Origin of the sequence: Qipengyuania sp. (genome assembly GCF_043423005.1) — a bacterium.
Taxonomy (GTDB): domain Bacteria; phylum Pseudomonadota; class Alphaproteobacteria; order Sphingomonadales; family Sphingomonadaceae; genus Qipengyuania.
Map to the genome: position 1 here is coordinate 19392 of NZ_JBHWMI010000005.1, position 23521 is coordinate 42912.

25 protein-coding genes are annotated in these 23521 nt (G+C 66.3%); 7 read left to right on the forward strand and 18 right to left on the reverse strand.

Annotation, left to right across the window (positions count from 1 at the left end; genetic code table 11):
• Nucleotides 1–2: 2 nt before the first annotated feature.
• The 4 genes from ACHFFA_RS01060 to ACHFFA_RS01075 are packed head-to-tail and all read right to left on the reverse strand — an operon-like array spanning nucleotide 3 to nucleotide 4667.
• Nucleotides 3–1070, reverse strand: coding sequence for a glycosyltransferase family 2 protein (locus ACHFFA_RS01060; protein WP_394268986.1), 1068 nt, complete (start codon nucleotides 1068–1070; stop codon nucleotides 3–5).
• Entirely contained in the window at nucleotides 1067–1945 is an 879-nt protein-coding gene (locus ACHFFA_RS01065; protein ID WP_394268987.1) for a glycosyltransferase family 2 protein, read from the reverse strand. The genes ACHFFA_RS01060 and ACHFFA_RS01065 overlap by 4 nt, the downstream gene beginning before the upstream one ends.
• Nucleotides 1942–2943: a polysaccharide deacetylase family protein gene (locus ACHFFA_RS01070; RefSeq protein WP_394268988.1), complete on the reverse strand. Its 1002-nt coding sequence runs from the start codon at nucleotides 2941–2943 to the stop codon at nucleotides 1942–1944. Before ACHFFA_RS01070 ends, ACHFFA_RS01065 begins: the two co-directional genes overlap by 4 nt.
• On the reverse strand, nucleotides 2940–4667 hold the full coding sequence (locus ACHFFA_RS01075) for a glycosyltransferase (protein ID WP_394269030.1): 1728 nt from the start codon (nucleotides 4665–4667) through the stop codon (nucleotides 2940–2942). The genes ACHFFA_RS01070 and ACHFFA_RS01075 overlap by 4 nt, the downstream gene beginning before the upstream one ends.
• Here ACHFFA_RS01075 and ACHFFA_RS01080 point away from each other — a divergent pair.
• Together ACHFFA_RS01080 and ACHFFA_RS01085 are read left to right on the forward strand one after the other, a co-directional pair.
• Entirely contained in the window at nucleotides 4648–6489 is a 1842-nt protein-coding gene (locus ACHFFA_RS01080) for an ABC transporter ATP-binding protein (RefSeq protein ID WP_394268989.1), read from the forward strand. The genes ACHFFA_RS01075 and ACHFFA_RS01080 overlap by 20 nt on opposite strands.
• Nucleotides 6486–7523, forward strand: a complete 1038-nt coding sequence (locus ACHFFA_RS01085; RefSeq protein ID WP_394268990.1) for a glycosyltransferase family 2 protein — start codon at nucleotides 6486–6488, stop codon at nucleotides 7521–7523. The genes ACHFFA_RS01080 and ACHFFA_RS01085 overlap by 4 nt, the downstream gene beginning before the upstream one ends.
• Here ACHFFA_RS01085 and ACHFFA_RS01090 read toward each other — a convergent pair whose 3' ends face one another.
• The 11 genes from ACHFFA_RS01090 to ACHFFA_RS01140 form a co-directional block, all read right to left on the reverse strand.
• Nucleotides 7524–9092, reverse strand: a complete 1569-nt coding sequence (locus tag ACHFFA_RS01090; RefSeq protein WP_394268991.1) for a DUF3482 domain-containing protein — start codon at nucleotides 9090–9092, stop codon at nucleotides 7524–7526.
• The gene (locus ACHFFA_RS01095) at nucleotides 9089–10582 is read right to left on the reverse strand and encodes a DUF2868 domain-containing protein (RefSeq protein WP_394268992.1); all 1494 of its coding nucleotides are present in this window, start codon (nucleotides 10580–10582) and stop codon (nucleotides 9089–9091) included. Before ACHFFA_RS01095 ends, ACHFFA_RS01090 begins: the two co-directional genes overlap by 4 nt.
• A 98-nt stretch (nucleotides 10583–10680) precedes the next feature.
• Nucleotides 10681–11346 (reverse strand): cell wall hydrolase, encoded by a 666-nt coding sequence (locus tag ACHFFA_RS01100; RefSeq protein ID WP_394268993.1) that lies wholly within the window; start codon nucleotides 11344–11346, stop codon nucleotides 10681–10683.
• Between the two features lie 212 nt (nucleotides 11347–11558).
• Nucleotides 11559–11885 (reverse strand): DUF1491 family protein, encoded by a 327-nt coding sequence (locus ACHFFA_RS01105; RefSeq protein ID WP_394268994.1) that lies wholly within the window; start codon nucleotides 11883–11885, stop codon nucleotides 11559–11561.
• Complete coding sequence (locus ACHFFA_RS01110; RefSeq protein ID WP_394268995.1) at nucleotides 11885–12355, reverse strand: PaaI family thioesterase; 471 nt, start codon at nucleotides 12353–12355, stop codon at nucleotides 11885–11887. The genes ACHFFA_RS01105 and ACHFFA_RS01110 overlap by 1 nt, the downstream gene beginning before the upstream one ends.
• Nucleotides 12356–12366: 11 nt before the next feature.
• Nucleotides 12367–12936 carry a ribosome hibernation-promoting factor, HPF/YfiA family gene (gene hpf / locus ACHFFA_RS01115; RefSeq protein WP_394269031.1) on the reverse strand — a complete coding sequence of 190 codons (570 nt, stop codon included), beginning with the start codon at nucleotides 12934–12936 and terminating at the stop codon, nucleotides 12367–12369.
• Nucleotides 12937–13000: 64 nt separating this feature from the next.
• On the reverse strand, nucleotides 13001–13690 hold the full coding sequence (gene dnaQ / locus ACHFFA_RS01120) for a DNA polymerase III subunit epsilon (RefSeq protein ID WP_394268996.1): 690 nt from the start codon (nucleotides 13688–13690) through the stop codon (nucleotides 13001–13003).
• Between the two features lie 30 nt (nucleotides 13691–13720).
• Nucleotides 13721–14332: a dephospho-CoA kinase gene (coaE, locus tag ACHFFA_RS01125; protein ID WP_394268997.1), complete on the reverse strand. Its 612-nt coding sequence runs from the start codon at nucleotides 14330–14332 to the stop codon at nucleotides 13721–13723.
• The gene (locus ACHFFA_RS01130; RefSeq protein WP_394268998.1) at nucleotides 14329–15186 is read right to left on the reverse strand and encodes a shikimate dehydrogenase family protein; all 858 of its coding nucleotides are present in this window, start codon (nucleotides 15184–15186) and stop codon (nucleotides 14329–14331) included. Before ACHFFA_RS01130 ends, coaE begins: the two co-directional genes overlap by 4 nt.
• Nucleotides 15183–15788: a Maf family protein gene (locus tag ACHFFA_RS01135; RefSeq protein ID WP_394268999.1), complete on the reverse strand. Its 606-nt coding sequence runs from the start codon at nucleotides 15786–15788 to the stop codon at nucleotides 15183–15185. The genes ACHFFA_RS01130 and ACHFFA_RS01135 overlap by 4 nt, the downstream gene beginning before the upstream one ends.
• A complete protein-coding gene (locus tag ACHFFA_RS01140) occupies nucleotides 15785–16660 on the reverse strand; it encodes a pyruvate, water dikinase regulatory protein (protein WP_394269000.1) in 876 nt (291 codons plus the stop codon). The genes ACHFFA_RS01135 and ACHFFA_RS01140 overlap by 4 nt, the downstream gene beginning before the upstream one ends.
• 322 nt (nucleotides 16661–16982) lie before the next feature.
• Here ACHFFA_RS01140 and hemE point away from each other — a divergent pair, with 322 nt between their 5' ends.
• From hemE to ACHFFA_RS01160, 4 genes are all read left to right on the forward strand, one after another.
• Nucleotides 16983–18008 carry a uroporphyrinogen decarboxylase gene (hemE, locus tag ACHFFA_RS01145; protein WP_394269001.1) on the forward strand — a complete coding sequence of 342 codons (1026 nt, stop codon included), beginning with the start codon at nucleotides 16983–16985 and terminating at the stop codon, nucleotides 18006–18008.
• Between the two features lie 31 nt (nucleotides 18009–18039).
• Nucleotides 18040–18483: a CopD family protein gene (locus ACHFFA_RS01150; protein WP_394269002.1), complete on the forward strand. Its 444-nt coding sequence runs from the start codon at nucleotides 18040–18042 to the stop codon at nucleotides 18481–18483.
• A gap of 186 nt (nucleotides 18484–18669) precedes the next feature.
• A complete protein-coding gene (rho, locus tag ACHFFA_RS01155; RefSeq protein WP_394269032.1) occupies nucleotides 18670–19935 on the forward strand; it encodes a transcription termination factor Rho in 1266 nt (421 codons plus the stop codon).
• A gap of 9 nt (nucleotides 19936–19944) precedes the next feature.
• Complete coding sequence (locus tag ACHFFA_RS01160; protein WP_394269003.1) at nucleotides 19945–20451, forward strand: AAA family ATPase; 507 nt, start codon at nucleotides 19945–19947, stop codon at nucleotides 20449–20451.
• Here ACHFFA_RS01160 and ACHFFA_RS01165 read toward each other — a convergent pair.
• From ACHFFA_RS01165 to ACHFFA_RS01175, 3 genes are all read right to left on the reverse strand, one after another.
• On the reverse strand, nucleotides 20448–20846 hold the full coding sequence (locus ACHFFA_RS01165) for a nuclear transport factor 2 family protein (RefSeq protein WP_394269004.1): 399 nt from the start codon (nucleotides 20844–20846) through the stop codon (nucleotides 20448–20450). The genes ACHFFA_RS01160 and ACHFFA_RS01165 overlap by 4 nt on opposite strands.
• Nucleotides 20843–22396 (reverse strand): FMN-binding glutamate synthase family protein, encoded by a 1554-nt coding sequence (locus ACHFFA_RS01170; RefSeq protein ID WP_394269033.1) that lies wholly within the window; start codon nucleotides 22394–22396, stop codon nucleotides 20843–20845. The genes ACHFFA_RS01165 and ACHFFA_RS01170 overlap by 4 nt, the downstream gene beginning before the upstream one ends.
• Before the next feature lie 65 nt (nucleotides 22397–22461).
• The gene (locus tag ACHFFA_RS01175; RefSeq protein WP_394269005.1) at nucleotides 22462–23157 is read right to left on the reverse strand and encodes a dienelactone hydrolase family protein; all 696 of its coding nucleotides are present in this window, start codon (nucleotides 23155–23157) and stop codon (nucleotides 22462–22464) included.
• Nucleotides 23158–23243: 86 nt separating this feature from the next.
• On the opposite strand from ACHFFA_RS01175, the gene ACHFFA_RS01180 reads away from it, so the two are divergent.
• The gene (locus ACHFFA_RS01180; RefSeq protein ID WP_394269006.1) at nucleotides 23244–23516 is read left to right on the forward strand and encodes a DUF6489 family protein; all 273 of its coding nucleotides are present in this window, start codon (nucleotides 23244–23246) and stop codon (nucleotides 23514–23516) included.
• Nucleotides 23517–23521: the final 5 nt, after the last annotated feature.

A 23521-nucleotide genomic window follows, 5' to 3' on the forward strand; every position in this document is an offset into this window, starting at 1 on the left:
GCTCAGTCCCTGTGCGGGGCGGCGGCGAGCCGTGCCGCGGCCAGCCGCGCCCACCGCCGTCTGGTCCAGCGATCGGGTTCGGGAAATCGCCCAAGATCGGCATCAATGGCGTCAAAATGCAGCGTCCCGCCGCCGACCGGGGGATAGGCCGGGCTGCGCGTGAGCCAGCCCTTGAGCCGCCGCCGTGCGACCCGGCTGGTAAGCCACGCGGGATCGCGCAGAACCGCGCGCAGCCGGTACCCCGCGGCACGTATTGGATTGCCGCTTTCGGCCAGAATGTCGCCCAGATAGCGATCGAAATCGGCCAGCGAGAACCGCTGCACCCACCGGGGAAGACGGCCGATGCGCCGCGCCGCCTCCTCGTGAACGAGTGCCATCGACCGCCGCATCCGGCCGGTATCGCGCGACATGGCGGTGGCGCTCTGGCGATAGCCCACCAGGAACGCCGGCTCGAGCAGCACGGGGCCGGCGGCGGCGAGCCGTACGTAGAGGACCCAATCCTCGCATCCTTGGGCATTGCGACGGTGAAGACCCTCCTCCCACCCGCCGGCCGCGATCAGGGCTTCGCGCCGGATGAGCGGCACGCTGGAGGTATCGATGAAATTGGCGACCAGCAGCGGCGCCATGACGTCGCCTTCGAAGCGCGCCACATCGGACCGCAGTTCGCTGATCAGCCCATCGGCATCGATGTCGGCCGACCAGCAATAGACCATCGTGGCTTCAGGCATCTCGCGGATGCGGGCAAGCTGGCGGGCGAGCTTTGCCGGGTGCCACAAATCGTCCGCATCGAGCGGTGCGACAAACTCGCCCCGCGCCATCGCCAGCGCCCGGTTGCGCGCCGCGGCGACCCCGGCATTGACCTGCCGGGCGACGGTTACGCGCGGATCCTGCGCGGCGATCGCTCGCGCCACCCGCGCAGTTTCGTCCGCCGAGCCATCGTCGACCACGATAATTTCGATCTCGGCATGGCTTTGCGCCAGCGCGGATCGCAGCGTTGCGGCCAGGGTCGCGGCAGCGTTGTAGGCAGGTACGATCACCGAGACGAGCGGCAATGGCTGGCTCGCAGTCATCGCAAACGGTCCAGCATCCGCGCAAAGAAACGCTGCACCGCGCCGCCATAGGCAAGCTGTGCGCGGCACAGGCGCCAGGCAAGCCGCGCATCGTGGATGCCCCGCCGGCCGATATAGCCGGCCAGCCAAGCCAGAAAGTATCGCCGGACATCGTGATAGCGACCGCCGCCGACGACCGAGGCGACGATAGAACTGTCATGCTGGCGATAGAAACAGCAGGTTTCGCTGGTCATGTAGACCGAGCCTTCGAGATAGCATTTGGCGAGAAACGCCTGATCTTCGTAGAGCTGGTAGATCCCGTCGAATTCCGGCTCGAACCCGCCGATCGTTTCGAACAGCGCCCGGCGGATCATCAGGGTCGAAGGGCAGGGCGCCTGCGCCTGACCCAGGGGATAGATGTACAAGGCCGCCTCGACCGGGGGAACGACGGTATCGGGACGATGCCCGGCAACGACCAGCCCGTCCTCGCCGCCGCGCCACGAATCCCAATAGAGCGCCGCCCCGCCGACCAGCCCGACCTCGGGATGTCGCGCCAGGATCGATAGCTGGTGGGCAAGCTTCTCCTGCGGCCAGACGTCATCGGCATCGATGAACGCGAAAACATCCGCCGCCGCCTCTTGCGCCCCGAGATTGCGGGTCGCGCTGACTCCGTGGTTGGCACCGCCCGGATGGCTCAGCACCCTGATACGTCCCTCGCGCGCCGCCAGCGACCGAACCAGCGCCGGCCCGCCGTCGCGCGATCCATCGTCGATGATCAGCAGTTCGAGATCCGCCATCGTCTGGGCAAGCACGCTGTCCACCGTCTCAGCGAGAAAGGCTTCGCCATTGTACAGCGGCAGGATGACCGAAACTTGCGGACGGGCGGCGCCGCTCATCGCGATTGCTCCGCAATATGATCGAGCAGCTGCGGTCCGCGGAGGTCCGGTGCCATGATCCGCGGCAGGGCGAGCAGATGGTCCGCACCGGGGCGCACGGCGCGACTTTCGGTGGTGACCGCCCACTCAAATCCAAGCTCGCCGACGATTGCCCGGGTTTCCTCGTCGAGGTCGCCGTGGGGATAGGCAAAGCCGGTCATCGGCTGGCCGGTGACCTCTTCCAGCACCGTGCGGCTTTCCATCACTTCAGCCCGGCGCTGGGCCGGGGGCATGCTCGTAAGCGGCTGATGGGTGACCGCATGGACCCCCACACCGACCATGGGCGAGGCAAGCCGGCCCAGTTCCGCGCGGGTCATCACCCGATCGTCATCGTCGGCGGGGGCGGCTGGCGATGCGCCGAGCTGCGCGGCAAGTTCGCGGACGTGCCCCTGCCGCTCGTTTTCGCCCAGCCGCTGAAGCCGCGTCCACAGCATGACGTAGAGTTTCTCGCGTTCGCTGCGCGGGGGATCCCAGCTGCGCCAGGTGCGGCGGGGTTCCCAATCGTCGGCGGGACCGACGGCGAAAGGCAGGCCTTCGCCCGCAATGGTGAGCGAACCCGAGAACGGTTCGGCCCGGAGCAGGATCAGCCGGGTCAGTTCGTCCCACCAGAACAATTCCTTCGAGCCCACCCAGCCGGTCGTCACCAGAATGGTCGCCGGAACCCCTTCTGCCTCGAGCAGGGGTTTGGCGGCGGCAAGATTGTCGCGATACCCGTCATCGAAGGTCAGAGCGATCGCATCGTCCGGCAGCCGCCCTTCGCGGCAGGCGCGGGCAAGCCCGTCCATCGTCATCGGCGTGCGGCGTGACTTGAGCATCCGCAGCTGGCTACGGAAGTTGTCGGGCGAGACCGACAGGCCCCAGGGATCGACCTTGGGCGCGGCGATCCGGTGATACATCAGGATCACCGGGCGCACCTGCGGCCCGCGCACCAACCGCGAAAGGCGGGCGCGCAGCGTCACCTGCGCTTCACCGCCCGCACGGTGACCACCACGGGATAGGAGCGATCGGTCTTGCCAAGCCGTTCGCGTCGCACCTCCTCGAGCGCCAGGCCCTGGACGAAGCAGGTGGCGGCATAGGCGTTGCCATGGGTCGTCACCTCGGTTTGACCGGGGCCGAACGCCCCCTCCGCCAGCTTGCCGGCGGAGGCTTCGGTAAGCGACCAGTACCAGGTATCGCCCCATGCTCCGCGATCGATCGGCGAGATGCCCGGCACCGTCAGCAGCAGCACGCCGCCGGGTTTCAGGCTGGCGTGAAGCCGCTCCATCGCGGCCCCCATATCGTAGATGAGGTGCAAAGTCTGGGTGATGATCAGGCAGTCGAACGCCCCTTCGGGCAGAACGCCCGGCTGGCTGAGATCGCCGGCGATCGTCGCCTCGGGGGCTTCGGGGTCGATGTGCAGGACATCCTGCTGCTCGATGCCGCGACCAAAGCGCCGACTGTAGGCGGCATCGCCGATCTCGAGCACCCGGCCGGCGATATCCCCGGCATGCGCTGCGAGAAACTGCTCGATGTAGAACCGATCCACCGGAGTACCGCGGTCGAAACCGAAGTCGAAGCTGACCGGGCGCACCCGGTCGAAATCGCCGAGGTCGACATGGCCGACCGGCGGCTGGGAGGAGCGTCCCATCGCCCGTTTGATGCGGTGCCGCACTCCCGCCGGGAGCTTGGCGGCAAGCCGGCGGCGCAGGTTGCGGGCGCTCATCCTAGCGTGCCTGCGGGGCGCGATGCGCCACGCCTCGCGCTGCAGCCGGCGACGCTCCGCCGCGGACGGTGCCGCAAGGGCATTGGTGACCAGTTCATCATGATAGTATTCGCGCCATATCCGTCCCCCTTGGGCCCATGCGCGGGCATGAGCCGGATTGCCCCGTGCGACACGGGCGTGCCTGGCCCGGACCGTCTCGACCCATTGGAGCATGCTGCGCGAGTTACCCGACATATTCGCACCGTGAATGCGATATTCCGCCACTGTACCGCAATGGTGCCCGATCGTATGGTCCTGCGCGAGACGAAGATAGACATCGTAATCCTCGCATTTGGCAAGGCCGGTATCGAACCCGCCGGCCCAGGCAAGGATGGCCCGATCATAAAGCACCGTCCCGTGCATGCCGATGAGATTGCCGCGCAGGAGATCCGCATAGGGGTCGTTGCCGGAGGGATCGAATTGATCGGGACCAAGCGGCGTGCCGGCGGCGTCGATCCGGCGATGCCCGCCATAGACGAACGCCGCCCCGGGACGGGCGGCAAGGGTTTGCACCCCCAGGGCGAGGGCATCGGGGCACAGGCGATCATCCGCGTCGAGGAACAGGATCGCCTCGTGCCGGGCGTGCGCAAGGCCGGTATTGCGCGCTGCGGACAGCCCGGCATTGGCCTGCCGCACGAACTCGACCCCCGGATAGCGCGCGACGATCGCCGCCGGGTCGTCGTCGGACCCGTCATCGACGACGATCACCTGATCGGCCGGGCGGGACTGCGCCAGCACGCTGTCGAGCGCATCGGACAGGAAGCGGGCCTGGTTGTAGACGGCAATGGCAACGGTCGTGCGAATGTGGGACCCCCTGGCAAGCGGCCTTGCACTGAACCGGTAACATATTAGGAAACGGCGTGCTGCGCGAAAAGAGATCGATGATCGAGGTAATCCTGCGCCCCCTGCAAGGACGAAGGCGATGAGACTGCCCGACCGGATGGCCTACATGCTGTTCCCGGTGGGCACGGGTCACCGCGACAACCAGCTGCTGGAATTGGGCCGGCCATTCCTGTGGGCGATCCCGGTTGCGGCCGTCCTCGGCCTGTTCAGCGCGGTGCTGGAGGGTCTGGGCATCGGGCTCCTCGTGCCGTTGATGTATGTCGGCCTAGCGCAGGAAATCCCGGCCAGCATACCGCCCCTGCTTCGCCCGCTGGCCGAATTCGCGCGCTCCTTTTCGCCCGAGGTTCGGCTGCTTTACATCGGCGGCGCGATCCTGGGGCTCATCCTGGTCAAGGCGCTGGTGATCATCACCAATGCCAACCTCGTCGCCTCGATCGAGGGGCGGGTCAGCCACCGCATCCGCCAGCGGCTTGCCGGGCACCTGCTGCGCACCGAATTTCCGTATTTCCTGCGGCACGATCCCGCGTATCTCGTCAATGTCGTCGCCACCGACAGCTGGCGGGCCGCCGATGCGACCCGGCATATCTTCGGCCTCGCCACCGCCACGGCGGCTCTGATCGGGTTCGGCACCTTCCTCGCCTTGATCGAATGGCGCCTGTTCCTGATGGTCAGCGCCGGTGTCCTCGCGATTCGCCTCGGGCAGACCGCCTACAATCGCCACGTGCGCCGGCGCAGCGTGTGGGTCACCACCGCCAACCAGGGGCTGGCCGCAAGAATGCTTCACCTCGTCACCGGCATCCGCATGATCCGCGTGTTCGGCCGCGACGCCTACGAACAGGAACGGTTCGACGAGGCTTCGGAAGACGTGCGGCAATCGATGTTCTCGATCGCGCGCGCGACGCTGCTGGTGGGGCCGGTGTTCGAGTTTTCGCTTGCGGTGCTGCTGATCGCCACCCTGCTCGTGTCGACCCGGCTGGGCGTCGAACTGCCGGTGACGGCGGCGTTCCTCGTGCTGCTCTATCGGCTTCAGCCGCACCTGCGCACCGTCAGCGAGGCGCGGGTGGGCCTTGCATCTTTGCAAGGTTCGGTCGACGAGGTGGAGCGGTTGCTGGCCCGCCCGGTATCTCCGACCGAGGTTTCCGCGGTCGAGCGTTCGGGTACCGCGGATCCCGCCGCCCTCCCCCCGGCGGATATCCGGTTCGACCGGGTGAGCTTCCGATTTCCTGGCACCGACCGCGGCGGGGACGCCTTGCGCGAGGCCAGCTTCGTCATCCCGCACGGCCGCACCACGGCGCTGATCGGCCGGTCGGGGGCGGGCAAGACCACGATCGTCAACCTGCTGTGCCGCCTGCTCGAGCCGGGTTCGGGACGCATCCTTTATGGCGATCGCGAACTTGCCGACATCGATGTCGGCCACTGGCGCAGGCGGATCGCGCTCGCGGGGCAGGACGTCGATCTGATCGACGGGTCGGTCCGGGACAATATCGTCTACGGGCAACCCGGGGCGAGTGACGAGGAAGTCTTCGAGGCCGCCCGGCTTGCGGATGTGCTCGATCTGGTGAAGGACCTGCCCCGCGGGCTGGACACCTCCGTGGCGGCGCGCGGCCTCAACCTTTCGGGCGGGCAGCGGCAACGGCTGGGGCTGGCCCGCGCCCTCGTCCGGCGGCCGCAACTGCTGATCCTCGACGAGGCGACCAATGCGGTCGACGGGGTTTCCGAAGCCTCGATCATCCGCCTCCTTGCGAGCAGCCGCTGGTTCGAGACCGCGCTGATCATCAGTCACCGGCGCAGCACGCTTGCAGCGTGCAACTATGGCATCGTGCTCGACGCGGGACGGGTGGTCGAACAGGGCGAGTTCGCCACATTGTCCTATGTCGGCCGGATGGAATCGCCTCATCCGGCGACCGGCACCATGCCGTGAGCGGCCTGCGGCGCGTCGGCGCGCGGCTGCGTCACTGGCGCGACCGGCTGAACAAGGCGGACTGGGTGCAATTCGGATTGCGCCGCGCCATCGTCCCGCTGCGGGTCAGGCATCTTGGCGGACCGCGAAATCCGGCCGCGGGGACGGACGAGCCGATCGTCTTCTGCCTGCTGCGCAACGGAATGCCCTGGCTGGCAAGTTTCCTGGCCCACCATCGCGCCCTCGGCTTTCGCCATTTCGTCATGCTCGACAATGGCTCGGACGATGGCACGCTGGCCGCGATGATGCAGGAGGACGGGGTGACCGTGCTCGCTACGGCGGCACCTTATCACGCCTATGAAAATACCCTCAAACGCTACCTCGTCGATTCCTATGGCCGGGATCGCTGGTGCCTGTTCGTCGATATCGATGAACAGTTCGACTATCCCCTTCGGCGGCAGGTTCCGCTCGCCCGGCTGACCGCCTATCTCGATCGGACGGGCGCCGATGCGATGATCACCCAGATGCTCGACATGTTCGCCAGCCGCCCGCTGCACACGCTCGACATTGCGGGGCAGAGCGATCTGTTCGCAATCTTCCCGTCCCACGATCTGGCCTCGATCCGCACCGAACCCTACCCTTTTGCCCCTGCTGCCCCGATTCCCATGCATTGGGGCGGGATCCGCAAGACGGTATTCGGGACCGAGAACGGGCTGACCAAGGTTTCGTTCTTCCGCAACCGAAGGGGGCTCGGTCCTTTCGTTCACTGGCACCACGTAGCGCGCGGCACGATCGCCGACGTTGCCGGGGTGCTCTATCATTTTCCGTTCGAGGCCGGCTTCGCGCGCAAGGTGGAAGAAGCCGCGCAGTCGGGCCGGTACGGCTACCACACGACCGAGGAATACCGCGCCTATCGCCGGCGGGCGGGCGATGCCGGCTTCACCATCGCGAGCGACACGGCCCGCCGTTTCGCCGGCACCGATGCGCTGGTCGGCGAAGGCTTTCTGCATATCTCCGACCGCTACCGCGCGTTCGCGGGCGAACCTCAAGGCTGATCAATCGTCCGGGCGCTGGGGCGCAGAGGTCGGGGGTAAACCGAGTAAAGGGGCGGGATTGCGGGGCGAAACCCGAGTTTCGTCGGTTCGTGCGAGCGGGATCTGCGCTGCTTGCGGATAGAGGCGAACCAGCACCGCCGCAGTTACCGTCCGCAGAACGACGGCAAGCTCGCGCGCTGCATCGCCGGCGGGGACGCCCTCGCCCTGTCGGCGTCCGCGCGTGGCGCTTTTCAGCCCATCCGAGCGGCGCGCGACCTCCTCCTCGACGATGCCCTGCCAGAACGGCGGATGCTCGCCTTCGGACCATTCGCCGCGTCCGCGCCCGTAATGTGCCACGGCGAGATAGCGCAGCACCGCCGTCACCGTCAGCCGTTCGAGAAAGTCGCTGGCCCAGCGCATCGAGGATCCATCCTCTCCCTTTGCCATGTTGACGCCCTTGGCCACCCCGGTGGCGCCGAGCGCGCCCAGTATCCCGCCGACGATCATCCCACCGCCAAGGGTCAGTCCGCCAGCCGCAAGGTCGGCCGCCAGTCCGCCCAGCGCGCCTGAAAACAGCCCGCCCAAAGCCGCCGCCGCCCCCTCCGGGGTCTTGGCGGCATGGGCATAATCTTCGCCCACCCGCTCCAGCACCTTGCGTGCCGCCTTGCCCGACAATCCGTGAAGCGCGATCAGTTCGTCGGTCGAGGATGCCGTCGATTCGGCCAGCCGCTGGGCCAGTGCGCCCATGGCCTTTCGGGCCGCCCGATCGCCTTTCTCGCGTCCCGAAAGCGCGGCGGCGAGCTTGCCCTGCCAGCCCGCCTCGTCGACCGCCTCGCGGTCGGCGGCCGCCCGGGCGAGATATCGGGTGAGGACATCGATCGATTCGCCAAACCGCGCGAGGTTGAGCTGTTCCCAGCGCCCCCTCAGCCGTGCCATCGCCGGCCGCTTGTCGGGCGACAGAAGCGGCATCACCGTATCGAGCAGCGCGCCTTCCTGAACCCAGACACGCGCGAAGGCGTCGAGCGGCAGCACCCCGCGCACCTGACCGGGGGCGCCGATTTCGCTCCATCGCGCGATCTCGCCGCCGACATCGGCACGGGGTGGACCCATCTGGTTGAGCAGGACCACCACGGGTTTGCCGATCCAGCCGAGTACCTCCATCTCGAGCGCGACATAGGCCGCGCTCGCCGGATCCTCGGCAGCATTGACCAGATAAAGGATGACGTCCGCCTCCTCGCGGGCGTTCTTCACCGCTTGCTGGCTCGACCATAGCGCCCGTTCGCGCCAGCGGTCCCACACCTGGCTCAGGAACCAGCCGATCGGATTGCCGCTGTTCCGCAAGCGGGTGAGCAGCCGCGCGGTATCGCCGAAGCCCGGGGTATCCCACAGCATCAGGGTATCGGCACCATCCTGCACCAGCACATAGCCGGTCGCGATATCGGTGACGTGCGCCGCATCGCGGACCTCGCCCACATCGCGGCCGAGAAGCGTGCGGGCGAGCGTGGTCTTGCCGGCGTTGGTATGGCTGATGAGGCTGAGATTGATCGTAGTGCCGGGCGCGACCGGGCTAGCTGGACCTGCGGGGGTCATCGGTGAAGCTCCGCATCGGGAATGAGGCTGGCCTCGATCCGCTTCGCCAGGTCGTCGTCCTGCACATCGGTGAGGTCGATGCCGAGGGGCGCGATGCCGGCAGGAGCCAGGACGCTGCGCCAAGCGGCAAGGCGGGTCGCGACCCGTTCGTCCAGACCGGGCTGTCCGGCGAAATGCGCCCGCCACGGTGTCTCGTCGATCAGCGCGCCCATGATCGTTCCCTTGGCCCGCGCGGTCGTGCCCGCCAGCAGGCGGGCAAACTCGCCGTGATTTTCCGCCTCGGGAGTGGATGACAAGGTGAACAGCAGGAGATGGTAATCCTCCTCGGGGTCGGGGGGATGGGCGGTCGCCCATCCGTCTTCCCCGCCATAGGGTATCGCCGGATCGAAGCGGACCTCAGCCCCATCGCCCAGGACGCCGCGCAAGGCAGCCGTCAGGCGGCGGCGGGTCTCCTCACCCGGGGCATAGGCATACGGGGTGACGCGCGCCCGGCCTGGCGCCGCCCCACTGGCGCGCAGCAGGCGGCGGACGTAGAAATCCTCGCGGCTGGCGACCGGCAGGCTGCGCGACAGGCGTGCGGCGTTCAGCCCTTGCGCCAAGGCCAGCAACAGCCGCGGCGCGATGACAAGTCCCGCAACAGTGATGGTGTAGAGGTGGATCCACGGCGCGGCATTGACCCCCGCCCCGCCGCCATCGTCCCACCGCATCGCATCGATTTCTGCCACCGACGGTATCGCGACGCCGCTGACCGCGCTGGCCGGGCCGAGCACCATGGATAGCAGCCAGTGCACGGCTGCCGGGCCGAGAAACGTGCTTTCCCACCCGGCGCGGTATTCGATGACGATGGCCCGGGCATAGATGCCGAGGATCAGTCCCGCAGCGAACAGCGCCGCGCCAAGATGGAGAGTGCGCGCCGCCCGCGCCGCGTTAAGCCTCGCAGTTAGCGCGGACCAGCGGCGACGGAATGCGGCCGCGGCGCGCCCTGTGGGCGATCCCTGTGCGTCTGGTGCCCGGCCGACCCCCCCGGCCCTTGCCAGAAGCATCGTCAGCGGATCGCGGGCCGCGCCAGACCGCCGCCGCAGGATCGCGCTCGCCGCGATCCAGGCGTAGACGGCCAGGTTCCATGCGATCGTGCCGATAAGCGGAACCGCCAGCAGGTTCATCCGCCGCCCGTTGCCAAGCTCGTTGGCAAGAAACCCGGCAATGAGGGCGATCACGGGAACAGCGAAACCCACCCAGCCGGGCCAGCGGCTTGCCTTCAACAGATCGGCCAACCCTTGGTGGCGCGTCGTCAGCCGGGCGGCGGCGAAGTCGGAACGCGCGGCAAGATAGCGATGCGCGAACCGCCGGCTTCCCGCTGCATCTCCTGAGACCGCACGTGCGTGGGCATCGGCCTGTTCGCGATCCTCGCGGGTGAGCAGAGTGCCCTCACGGTCCTCGACCTCCACCGCGCGCACGAGTTCGATGCGGCGTGCCTCGTCTTCCGTCATCGCTCATCCCCCCGCGTATGGCCTGCCCTGGCCCCATCAACGCATTAGCCTGCGCTGCGGGTCCGAAGCGACTGCCGCGGCGTGCGACAGCAGGCGAATCAGCGGTAGAAGATGTGGCTGTCGATCGTGACGCGGGCGACCTTCTGGCGCGCCCAGCCGGGTTTGACATACCGGGCATGAAAATAGAGCGAATCGCCCGCTTCGCTATCCCACAGTCCCTGATGGGCGATCCGGGCGATGGCGGAAGCGCGCTTGTAGGCGGCCGAACCTTCGCGAATCGCCGGCAACTGACCGCCGCGGATGAAGGAAAACTGGGAACGCTGGTGAACCACCCCGCAATAGCTCGAGGGGAAGCGACCCGATGCGGCGCGATTGATGATGACCTGCGCCACCGCCAGCTGCCCTTCGAGGGGCTCGCCGCGGGCTTCGAAGAACACCGCTCCGGCAAGGCAGCGCATCTCGCGCGACATGTCGCCGGCGGCGGGCATCCCGGCAACCAGCTGGTGCAGGCTGTCGGCGTCGGGCACCGGGGCCGCCTGGGCCTCCCTTTCGGGCTGGGATGCGGGGGGAACATCCTGAACCACTTCGCCGCCTACGAAAACCGGCATCACTTCATCGGTCAATCGCGCGGACTGGTCAGTGGTCGTGAGGGTTGCGGCAGGTTCGACGACCTGGGCGTTGGCGCCGGTTTCTTCGAAGCCGGCAAGTGTAACGAAGGCAGCCACGGCGACAGCCGCGGTAAAACCGGTGGTCTTGCGAAACATGTGCTCGAGTTTTTCGGCGGTGAGAAATCCGTCGCGAGACTGGAACCGGGACGCGCTTGTCGGCGTTCTGTATCCGGATCGTTGGCAGTCTTGCCGATGTCTCCCCGTCTGCGTGCTAGCGCGCCGGCCGTATTGCCGAACAGTGCCGCCTTCGCATCGAAAGGTTGGCGCCGGATAGTCTCATTTGAAATCAAGTCAAGCGTTATGGGCGCTCAGCTGATGAAGCGTTCGGGATTCCCGACGTCCAGTTCGACGATCCATAGGTCGCGGTCCTGTTCGCTGCGCCGCGCGAGATACCGCGCAAATGACCCCGGATCGGCTGCATCCTCGGTCTGGCTGATGACGTAAGGGCGCGATCCGTCGAGCTGTGGCATTCGCTCCCACAACTGGGCCGGCCCGCCGCGCTGAAGCGTCACCAAGGCGATAGTGCCGGCGTCGCGGTCGCCCCGATGCAAGACCGCGGCAAAGCCTCCTGCATTCCCGACCGCGCGAATCAGGCCGGCGACCTCCAGATGGGCTGGCAGGCGGGCCGGAAACACTAGCCTTCGCTGTAACCGGGAAGACTGGACAGCGCGATGCGGCTTTTCATGAAGGTGCCGGTTCCGCGTCCGATCTCCTCGCCTTCCCCGTCCACCAGTCGCGCTTCGGCGACGAAGACCCGCCGCCGGCCACTCACCCAGCGTCCCTCGGCCAGCACCCGTCCGCTGCGTACGGGCTTTGTGAAATGGAGATTGAACGAGGTGGTCAGCAGGAAGCGGTCGGTCACCAGGGTGTTGGCGGCATAGAAGGCGGCATCGTCCAGCATCTTGAAATAGACCGTACCGTGCGCGGCCCCGGCTGCGTGATAGACCGTTTCGGTGACGTCGAAGGCAATGCGCGCTGCTCCCTCGCCGGCGATCTCGAGGCGCGAGGCGAACAGCCGGTTGACCGGCGCCGCGGCATACAGGCGCTCGAGCGCGCGATGATGCCGTTGTGCCCCGGCCGACGTTTCCGCCCCTGCCCCCACCATCGTCACTGCGTTCAGGATGGCTCGACCCAGCCGATCGACCCGTCACGGCGCCGATAGACCATGTTGTGCCGCTGGGTCGCGGCGTTCTTGAACAACAGCGCATCGGTGCTGCGCAAATCGAGCATCATGACCGCATCGGCAACGCTGCATTCCGGGATGTTGGCGCGGGTTTCCGCGATCACCGGCGGGCTGTCTTCCATGACCTCTTCGTCCGAATCGACATTGGCCGGCGCGAAGATCGTGTAGGCGGCGTCTTCCTCGCGCACCGCCTGATCGGCCTGCTGATGCCTGTCCTGCAACCGGCGCTTGTAGCGGCGAAGTTGCTTCTCGATCTTGCCGGCCGCCTGGTCGAACGCCTGGTGGACGTCATGCGCCTCGCCATGGCCGCGCAGGATCAACCCCTGCATCACATGGGTCACGATATCCGCGCTGAAGGCGTTTGCCGGGGCCTTGCCGAACGTCACCTGGGACGAGATCGCGCGGCGAAAATACTTGTCGACGATCCCCTGCAGACGCTCCTCGACATGGCTTTGAAGCGCGGCGCCGGTATCCATCTGGTGGCCGGAAATGCGGATATCCATGGTCATTCTTCTCCTTCGTCACGCCCCCCGACGATCCCGGCCGGCCCGTCTCGCCGGCAATGTATCAAGCGTTCCAGAGTGCGTTTTCGATCCCGGACATGAAAGTGCTGTGGCGGGCCAGTTCGGCAGGCGTCGGGGCATGGGGTCGCGGCGGTCGCCGGGCGCCGACATCCGCCTTGCGCAGCACGAGGGCGGGCGCAGCTGGCGCGGCGGAACGGGTCGCCGCCAGCTCGAGCCCGATCTGCCGTCCGCCCTTCAATTCGACATAGACCTGCGCCAAAAGCTCGGCGTCGAGCAGCGCGCCATGCTTCACCCGGTGGCTGCGATCGATGCCGTACCTGGTGCACAGCGCATCGAGCGACAGCTTGGCACCCGGATGCCGTCGTTTGGCCAAGGCCACGGTATCGATCATCCGCGTCAGGCACACCGACGTGCGTTCGCACAGGCCAAGCTCGGCATTGAGAAAGGCGAAATCGAAGCCCGCGTTATGCGCCACCAGAGGCGCATCGGCGATGAATTCGAGCAGTTCGTCAGCCTTGTCGCGAAACAGCGGCTTGTCGGCCAGAAAGGCGGCGGACAGTCCATGCACCGCTTCGGCCCCGCCGGGCATGTCGCGCTGCGGATTGAAATAGGCGTGATAGGTCTTGCCGGTGGGAACCAGATTGACGATCTCGATACAGCCGATCTCGACCATGCGGTCCCCGGTGGATGGATCAAGGCCAGTGGTTTCGGTGTCGAAAACGATCTCGCGCATCGGCTTTCGTATCGGCCTCGGGCGCGTGGATTACAAGGGCGGCAGCATCCGCTGTGCGCCAAGTTCCGCGATAAGCGCGGCGACATCGCGGCGGGTCGCGGCAAGCGGCTGGCCGGTATCGATGACATGATCGGCGGCGGCACGCTTGTTTGCGTCCGGGGTCTGGAGCGCGAGTATCTCGGCGAATTTTTCCGCCGTCATTCCGGGCCGTGCCAGGACCCGCTGGCGCTGGACGTCGCCGGGGGCGGAGACGACGACGATCCTGTCCACCTGATCCGCCCCGCCCTTTTCGAACAACAGCGGGATATCGAAGACCAGCATCGGCGCATGGCCATGTTCGATCAGAAACGTCTGCCGCCTGGCGGCCACAGCGGGGTGGACGATCGCCTCGAGCCGGGCGAGGGCGGCGGGATCGGCGAAGACCTGCGCCCCGAGTTCTGCCCGGCGCACGCCACCGGCGTCGGTCGATCCCGGAAACGCCGCCTCGATCGCCGCAAGCAGCTCGCCGCCGCGACCCTGCATCGCCCGCACCGCGGCATCGGCATCGAACACGGGCACGCCGTGCGCGCGAAACATCTCCGCGACCGTGGACTTGCCCATGCCGATGGACCCGGTGAGCCCGATGATGAGCGGACGGGTCATGCGCTAAGCAGGGTCCGCAATTCGCCGTCGTGCTCGCGCGGGGGCGGGGCACCGTAGAAATACGTGAAGGCGGCGGCGGCCTGTCCGATCAGCATGGCCAGACCGTCGATCGCCCGATGCCCCGCGGCCCGTGCATTGCTGAGAAAGTCCGTATCGACTGGATCGGTGACGATGTCGTAGGCGATTGCCCCGGGCGGGGCATGGCTCCAGTCGAAGGCGAGCGGCAGCTGGCCCCGCATGCCCAGCGGCGTCGCATTAACGACGAGATCAAGGCATCCCTCCCGGTCGTCGAACGCGAAGTCGGTCGGCGCGGCGAAGTGATCAAGGGGGGCGGCATAATGCTCGCGCCCGGAGGGAAGATCGGCCAGCAGCCCGCGTGCGTTGGCCTGATCGCGTGCGGCAAGAACGATCGTGAACCCTTCTCGCGCAAGCGCCGCGATCACGGCGCGGGCCGCACCGCCCGTCCCGATGACGCGCGCCATGCGGAAGTAATGGGACTGATCAAGATGCCCCCGCAAGGGCTCGAGAAAGCCCGCGACATCGGTATTGCGGCCGATCAATGCGCCGTCCGTTGCGCGAACGATCGTGTTTATCGCGCCGACCTTGCGGGCCAACGGTTCCAGCCGGTCGACCAGTCCGATGACGGCCTGCTTGTGCGGCATCGTGACATTGCAACCGCGCCAGAACGGATCGTTGCGGCGCTGTGCAAGATAGTCGGGCAGTTGCGCGGCGGTGACCGCGGTTGCGCGGTAATCGCCCTCCAGCCCCAGCCGTTCGAGCCAGAACCGGTGGATCGCCGGGGATTTCGATTGTCCGACCGGATCGCCGATGACCTCGGCATAGCGGGCCATCATGCCGGCAGCACACCTTCGTCGCGCAAGGCGGCAAGCACCTGCAAGAGCGGCATGCCAAGTACGGTGAACTGGTCGCCGGCGATGCTGCGGAACAGGTTGACGCCCGGGCCTTCGATCCGGAACACGCCCACGCAGGCGGCAACTGCCGGCCATTCGGCGTCGAGATAGGCTTCGATGAACCCTTCGGACAGGTCGCGCACCTGGAGGCGAGCATGATCGCTCCCGATCCAGACGATGCGCCCGCCGCGCGCCAGTGCTGCCGCACTGTGCAGGGTCATCACCTGCCCGGAGAAAAAGCGCAGATGTTCGGCTGCCTCGGCGCGGGTTCGCGGCTTGTCGAACCGGCGCCCGCCGGCCTCGACCAGCGAATCGCTGCCGAGCACGAGGCGATCCCCGGCGTCGGTAATTGCCGCCGCCTTCGCCGCGGCCAGCGCCTGCGCGATCTCGCCCGCTTCGGCGCCAGCCATCTCGGCCTCCAGCGCGCGCTCGTCGACGGCCGGGGACCGGGCGGTAAACTGCACGCCCGCGCTTTCCAGCATCGCCTTGCGCGACGCGCTGGTCGAGGCCAGCACGATGCCCTCGCCGCCCAGCCGGTGGCTCATATCGCCTTGACGCCTTCGAACTCGCGGCCCGAGGCATTGGCCCGCTGGGCGCACAGGCGAATGATCGCGGCGGCGGTTTCCTCGATCGAGCGGCGGGTCACGTCGATGACCGGCCAGCCATTGTCGGCGAACATCCGCCGGGCATAGGCGACCTCGTCCCGCACCCGGTCGTTGTCCACATAGGCGGTGGCGGTCGTCTCGTTAAGGGTGAGCAGGCGGTTGCGGCGGATCTGGACCAGCCGTTCGGGCGCCGTGGTCAGGCCGACGACAAGGGGGTGCTTCAACTCGAACAGCTTGGCCGGCGGCGGGCTCTCCACCACCAGCGGGATATTGGCGACCTTGTAGCCGCGATTGGCGAGATAGATGCTGGTCGGGGTCTTGGAACTGCGCGAGACTCCGGCAAGGACGATGTCCGCTTCTTCCCAGTTTTCCCAGTTTACCCCGTCATCGTGCGCGATGGTGAACTGGATCGCATCGACCCGCTCGAAATACGCCTCGTCCATGCGATGCTGACGGCCCGGGCGGCCGTGCGCTTCCTGCCCCAACGCCTGCTCGAGCGCCTCGGTAATACGGTCGAGGATCGGCACCGCCGGGATGCCCAGCTGCGAGCAGGCCCGCTCGAGCTGGGCGCGGGTTTCGGGATTGACCAGGGTAAAGAGGACCAGACCAGGATTGGCCTTGAGTTCGGGCAACAGCCGTTCGAGATGCTGGGAACTCCTGACCATTGGCCAGAAGTGACGCACCACGTCAATGTCGTCGAACTGGGCCAAAGCCGCCTTGGCCAGCATCTCCAGCGTCTCGCCGGTCGAATCCGACAGAAGGTGAAGATGAACCCGTTCGGCGATGACACGCGCTCCTGCAGTTCGCGGCAAGTGAGGGTGTGGACAGACCGGGCATAAACCACGGTATAGGGCTGGCGACAAGTTCGGGGATCAAAAGGCTCCCCGCTGTGCCGGCATTCGTCCCGCGATTCGCCCACGCCAAATGCGACTTGCGAACAGGCTGGGGAGAGGGGGGATAAGTTTCGCTCGACTCTTCCACGCCGCGCCGGCCGCGGCGAGTCGCGAGCGCTTACCAAGCAGCTTCCTTCGGCGGGACAATTGCGCCACAGGCACGCTGTGCCCGCTATCCACAGGGCCAACTGACTAATTCTACCTTTATAGAATCCGTTATTTATTGGATTGGACCAGACCGATGCCCGGCCCTCTTCTCGAAACGCTCGGCGGTACGCGCGGTGCCCGTGTTCCGCTCTGGCTCATGCGCCAGGCCGGGCGATACCTGCCCGAATATCGCGACTTGCGGGCTCGAAAGGGCGGGTTTCTGGCACTTGCCTATGACAGCGAGGCAGCCTGCGAGATCACGCTTCAGCCGATCCGCCGGTTCGGCTTCGACGGGGCCATCCTGTTCTCCGATATCCTGATCGTGCCCCATGCGATGGGCCAGCATCTCGAGTTCCTGGCGGGCGAGGGACCGCGGCTTTCGCCCCGCCTGCTCGATGCAGCCCTCTCGTCCCTGGTGCCCGACCGCTCGCGTTATGAACCGATCTACCGGACGGTGCGCCTGTGCCGTGCGGAGTTGGGCAACGAGACGACGATGCTGGGTTTTGCCGGCAGCCCGTGGACGGTGGCGACCTACATGATCGCGGGCGAGGGCAGCCGCGATCAGCACGATGCCCGCGCCCTGGCCTATCGCGACCCGGCGGCGATGACGGCGATCCTCGACGCCATCGCGGACGAGACGATCGACTATCTCTCCGGCCAGATTGATGCCGGGGCCGAAGCGGTGCAGCTGTTCGACAGCTGGGCCGGCAGTCTTGCACCGGATGAATTTGCCCGCTGGGTGATTGCCCCCAATGCGCGCATCGTCGCGGCCCTGAAGGCACGCTACCCGGCATTGCCGATCATCGGTTTTCCCAAGGGGGCGGGTGAAAAGCTGCCGGCCTACGCGCGCGAAACCGGGGTCGATGCGGTCGGTGTCGACGAGACGCTGGACCCTGCATGGATCGATGCCAACCTGCCTGCCGGGATGCCGGTCCAGGGCAACGTCGACCCCCTGCTGTTGCTCGCCGGCACTCCGGCGCTCGAACAGCGGGCAGACGTCATCCTGCGCGCGTTCGCCGGCCGTCCGCATGTGTTCAACCTCGGCCACGGGATCGACCGACGAACGCCCATTGCCCATGTCGAACGTCTGATTGCCGCCGTGCGCAACTGGAAGGGGTGACGCAGCCGATGACGCATCCTAGATCGCGATCATGGCGAGCGTGCTGGCGATGACGTATCTGTGGCTCAAGGCAGGGCACATCATCTTCATGGTGTTCTGGATGGCGGGGCTGTTCATGCTGCCGCGCCAGATGCTCTATCTGCACCCCCATGCCGCAGATACCGCCGAGGCGGCCTTGTGGGCCAAGCGGATGGGCCTGCTGCGCAAGATCATCCTCACCCCGAGCCTGATCGTCGTCTGGGTGCTGGGGCTGCTCCTGGCGGTCAGCATAGGGGCCTTTTCGCAAGGCTGGTTCCATATCAAGCTGGCGCTGGTGCTGGCGCTGACCGCCTATCACGGTGTGATGGTAGGCCGGGCGCGCAAGATGATCGCCGGTCATCGCCCGCTCAGCGAAAGACAGCTTCGCCTGTGGGGCGAGTTTCCCGGGATCGCACTGGCGCTGATCGTCGTGCTGGTGGTCGTCAAACCGTTCTGAACCATCCGCCGGGCCCGAACCGGTGACATTGCGATTGACGGCGGCGACAGGCGAACTTATCGCCGCCACACGCCCGTTCCGGGTACCGGCGCCGTCGTGCCGGGCAAGGTCCGCTTTCTCCAAGCCGTCGCCATCCAACGCGGCGTTCGACCGCGACATATCGTCATCAATTCAAGCGAACATCTCATGCACCTCAAAGACCTCAAAGCAAAAGCTCCTGCCGATCTCGTCGCGATGGCCGAGGAGTTCGGCGTCGAGGGCGCGTCGACCATGCGCCGCCAGGACCTCATGTTCTGCATCCTACGCGAACTGGCCGAGGACGAGGAGTACGAGGAAAAGATCATGGGGATCGGCACCATCGAGGTGCTGCAGGACGGCTTCGGCTTCCTGCGCAGTCCCGAGGCGAACTATCTCGCCGGTCCCGACGATATCTATGTCTCGCCCAACCAGATCCGCAAATGGGGCCTGCGCACCGGTGACACCGTCGAAGGCGAGATCCGCGCCCCCCAGGATGGCGAGCGGTACTTCGCGCTGACGACGCTTCACCAGGTCAATTTCGACGATCCCGATGCGGTTCGCCATCGCACGAATTTCGACAATCTGACCCCGCTCTATCCCGAGGAGAAGCTGACCCTCGACACCGTCGATCCCACGGTCAAGGACAGGAGCGCGCGGGTGATCGACATCATCTCGCCGCAGGGCAAGGGCCAGCGCGCCCTGATCGTCGCCCCGCCGCGCACCGGCAAGACCGTGCTGCTGCAGAACATTGCCAAAGCGATCACCGACAACCACCCCGAGGTCTTCCTGCTCGTCCTTTTGGTGGACGAGCGGCCCGAGGAAGTTACCGACATGCAGCGCAGCGTGAAGGGCGAGGTCATTTCCTCGACCTTCGACGAGCCCGCAACGCGTCACGTCCAGGTCGCTGAGATGGTGATCGAAAAGGCCAAGCGCCTGGTCGAGCACAAGAAGGACGTGGTGATACTGCTCGATTCGATTACCCGCCTCGGCCGCGCTTACAACACCGTGGTGCCAAGCTCGGGCAAGGTGCTGACCGGCGGTGTCGATGCCAATGCGCTGCAGCGACCCAAGCGCTTTTTCGGCGCCGCGCGGAATATCGAGGAGGGCGGGAGCCTCTCGATCATCGCCACCGCGCTGATCGACACGGGCAGCCGCATGGACGAAGTCATCTTCGAAGAGTTCAAGGGCACCGGCAACAGCGAGATCGTGCTCGACCGCAAGGTCGCGGACAAGCGCATCTTCCCCGCGCTCGACGTGGGCAAGAGCGGTACCCGCAAGGAAGAGTTGCTGGTCGAGAAGGACAAGCTTTCCAAAATGTGGGTCCTGCGCCGCATCCTCATGCAGATGGGGACGGTCGACGCGATGGAGTTCCTCCTCGACAAGATGAAGGATTCCAAGACCAACGAGGACTTCTTCGCGACGATGAACCAATAGGGGCACCAGATGCCAGCCGACCTCATTCTGATCGTCGGCTGCAGCGGGGCGGGCAAAACCACCTATGCCCGCCGTCTGGCCGACGAAACCGGCGGTATCCGCTTCTCGATCGACGAGTGGATGATGGCACTGTTCTGGAAAGACAGCCCGCAACCGCTCGAGTTCGCCTGGACGATGGAACGGGTGAGGCGCTGCGAGGCGCAGATCTTGGCCATGGCGCAGCAGCTTGCCGCCCGCGGCATTCCCGCGATCTTGGACTTGGGTTTCACCCAGAAAGACCATCGCGATCGGTTCCGGCAGATGGCGCGCGAGGCGGGTCTTTCGGCTGCGCTCCATTTCGTCGACGTCCCGGTCGAAGAACGATGGCGGCGCGTAGAACGGCGCAATGCCGAAAAGGGCAACACCTACGCCATGACGGTGGATCGCGGTATATTCGACTTCATGGAAGGGATGTGGGAACCGCCTGAAAAGGACGAATGGCAGGCTAATGGCGGCACGCGCATCGGCGGCGACTAGCCGCCGTTCGCCTGCAGCTGAGCCGCCATCACCTCCCACACCTTGTTCACCGCCTTCAGCGGCCGCACCATTACCTTGAAGTCGGCGATCATGCCGTCCTCGTCGAAGCGGATGAGATCGACGCCGTTGACAAGGATGCCGTCCAGCTCGGTATCGAACTCGAGCAGTGCGTCCTTGCCGTCGACCAGTTCTCGGACATAGCGGAAGCTTTCGTTGCCCAGCACCTGCCCCGCCGCCGCGAGATAGGCGACGACCAGCGCCCGGCCCCGCTGCGGGGTGTGCACGACGGGCGAATGGAACACCGCATCCTCGTGGATGATGGCGGCAAGGTCCTGCGCGCTGCTGCCGTTCGCAAGAATGCCGTGCCAGCGCTCCAAGCCCTCGCGCGCGCTCATGTGGCGGCCGCTATGAAGCTGCCGGCCTGCGCCGCGTGCCAGTAGCGCGCATAGGGCGTTGCATCAGGGTCTGCGAGGAGCTCGCCCGGTTGAAGGAAGCGGTGCACTCGGTCGAGCGGCTCGGCCCGCACCGCATCGAGGCGCTGCGAGATCGCGGCGGGGTTGATCTGCCACGGGTTATCATAGCCCATCGCCATGACCATTTCGCGCAAGGTCGCGAGGGTCTGCCGCTGAAACCGGGCTACTCGCTCCCATTTGTCCTCGACCACCAGGCCGCGCTGGCGGGCGGGGTCCTGGGTCGCGACGCCGGTAGGGCAGCGATCGGTATGGCATTGCATCGACTGGACGCAGCCCAAGGCGAACATGAAGGCCCGTCCGGCATTGCACCAGTCGGCGCCGAGCCCAAGGTTCATCGCAATGCCTGCACCCGAATGAACCTTTCCGGCGGCTGCCAGCTTGATCTCGTCCTTCAGCCCCGCGCCGACGAGGGCATTGCGTGCGAGAATCAATCCCTCGCGCAGCGGCATCCCGACCCGGTTGGAAAATTCGACCGGGGCCGCGCCCGTCCCGCCCTCCGCCCCGTCGATGACGAGGAAATCCAGCCGGATACCGGTTTCCAGCATTGCCTTGACGAGGGCGAAGAACTCGTGCGGCTTGCCGATGCACAGCTTGGCGCCGACCGGTTTTCCGCCCCCGAGGTCACGCAGGCGCGCAGCCCATTCGACCAGTTCGATCGGCGTCGAGAAGGTCGAATGCGCAGCTGGCGATACGCATTCCTCGCCTTCCTGGACCCCGCGTGCCTCGGCAATTTCCTGCGTCACCTTGGGACCTGGCAGCACCCCGCCGTGGCCGGGCTTCGCGCCCTGGCTCAGCTTGATCTCGATCATCTTGATCTGGTCGTTGGCCGCGGTGGCGGCGAAGCGTTCGGGATCGAAGTTGCCGCGGCTGTCGCGGCAGCCGAAATAGCCGCTGCCGATCTCCCAGACGAGGTCTCCGCCCTCGCTGAGGTGATGGCGCGATACGCCGCCTTCGCCGGTGTCGTGGTAGAAGTTGCCCGCGCGTGCGCCCTTGTTCAGCGCGCGGATGGCATTGGCGGATAGCGAACCGAAGCTCATTGCCGAAATGTTGAGCAGCGCCGCCGAATAGGGCCTGCTGCATTGCCGGCTGCCGACGTTCACGCGCCATTCCTTCGGGGCATCCGTCCTGGGCACCATCGAATGGGCAAGCCATTCGTATTCGTCGGAATAGACATCGAGTTCGGTGCCGAAGGGATGCACGTCGAGTTCGCCCTTGGCGCGGGCATAGACGAGGCTGCGCTCGTCATGATTGAAGGGGCGGCCTTCCAGATCGCCTTCGACGATATAGGCGCGGGCGAAGGGGCGCAGGTCTTCCATGATCCAGCGGACGCGCGCCACCAGCGGATAGTTGCGCCGGAGGGTATGCTCGGTCTGGAAGAAGTCCCACGCGGTGACCAGCAGCGCCGGAACCGCGATCAGCAGGCCCCAGCTCAAGGCAGGAACAAGGGCGCACAGGGCAGTAAGCAGGATCACGATCGCCGGAACCGCGAACCGCGGAAACAGGTCGAGAGGGTTGCGGCGATCCTGATCCTTGTGGATCACGCCAGATGCTCGGCGAAGAAGGCCATGGTGCGCTCGTCCGCCAGCCTGGCGCACGCGTCGTTGCGGCGCTTGCCGAATTCGGTGGCGAAGCCGTGATCCATGCCTTCGTAATCGTACAGCGTCACCCGCGGGTGATCGTCCAGTCCTTCGTGCATCGCTTTCTGGGTCGCCGTATCGACGAAGCCATCATCGCCGGCGATATGGAGCAGGAGCGGATTGGCGATGGCGCGCTTTTCGTGGAGGAGATTGTCGATCCCGACGGCGTAATAACCGACGCTTGCATCGCTGTAGGTCCGGGCGGCGGTCATGTAGGCCAGCCGTCCGCCGAGGCAGTAACCGACCGCGCCAACCTTGGCGCAGCCCTCACCGCGGGCCCAGCGAATGGCTGCCTCGATGTCGCGAACGCCCTGATCCTGGTCGAATTTCTGGAACAGGGTCATGGCCTGGTCCATTTCCGCCGGGATGTCGGGATCGAGTTCGATCCCTTCGCCGAAGGTGTGGAACAGGTCGGGCGCGATGGCGAGATATCCGGCCTCGGCCAGCGTGTCGCACTTGCGGCGAATTCCGGCGTTCACCCCGAAGATCTCCTGGATGACCACGATGGCGGCGGTCGGACTGTCCTGCGGTCTTGCCACGTAGGCGGGGAAGTCGGTGTCTCCGGAGAGACCTTGGACGCGGATCGTTTCGCTCATCGCTTTCCCTTTGCTGCGGGGATGGTACGCTTGTGCCTGCCGCGGGACATCCCAGATTACTGGTGAGACGATAACGGAGAAGCGCGATGAAGGTCCATGTCGAAATTGATTGCACGCCCGAAGAAGCGCGTGCCTTCATGGGCTTGCCCGATGTCGGCAAGGCCAATGCGGTCTATGTCGACATGATGTCGAAGGCGATGCAAGGCGTCTCCGATACTGACAAGCTGCAGGATTACGCCCGCCAGCTGGCGCCCATGGGACAGGCCGGGCTCAAGCTTTTCCAGAGCTTCATGGAAGGAGCGATGACGGCAAAGGCGGCCGCCGCCGCCCCCGAGACCAAGCGCGATCCAGCCCCCTGAAATAT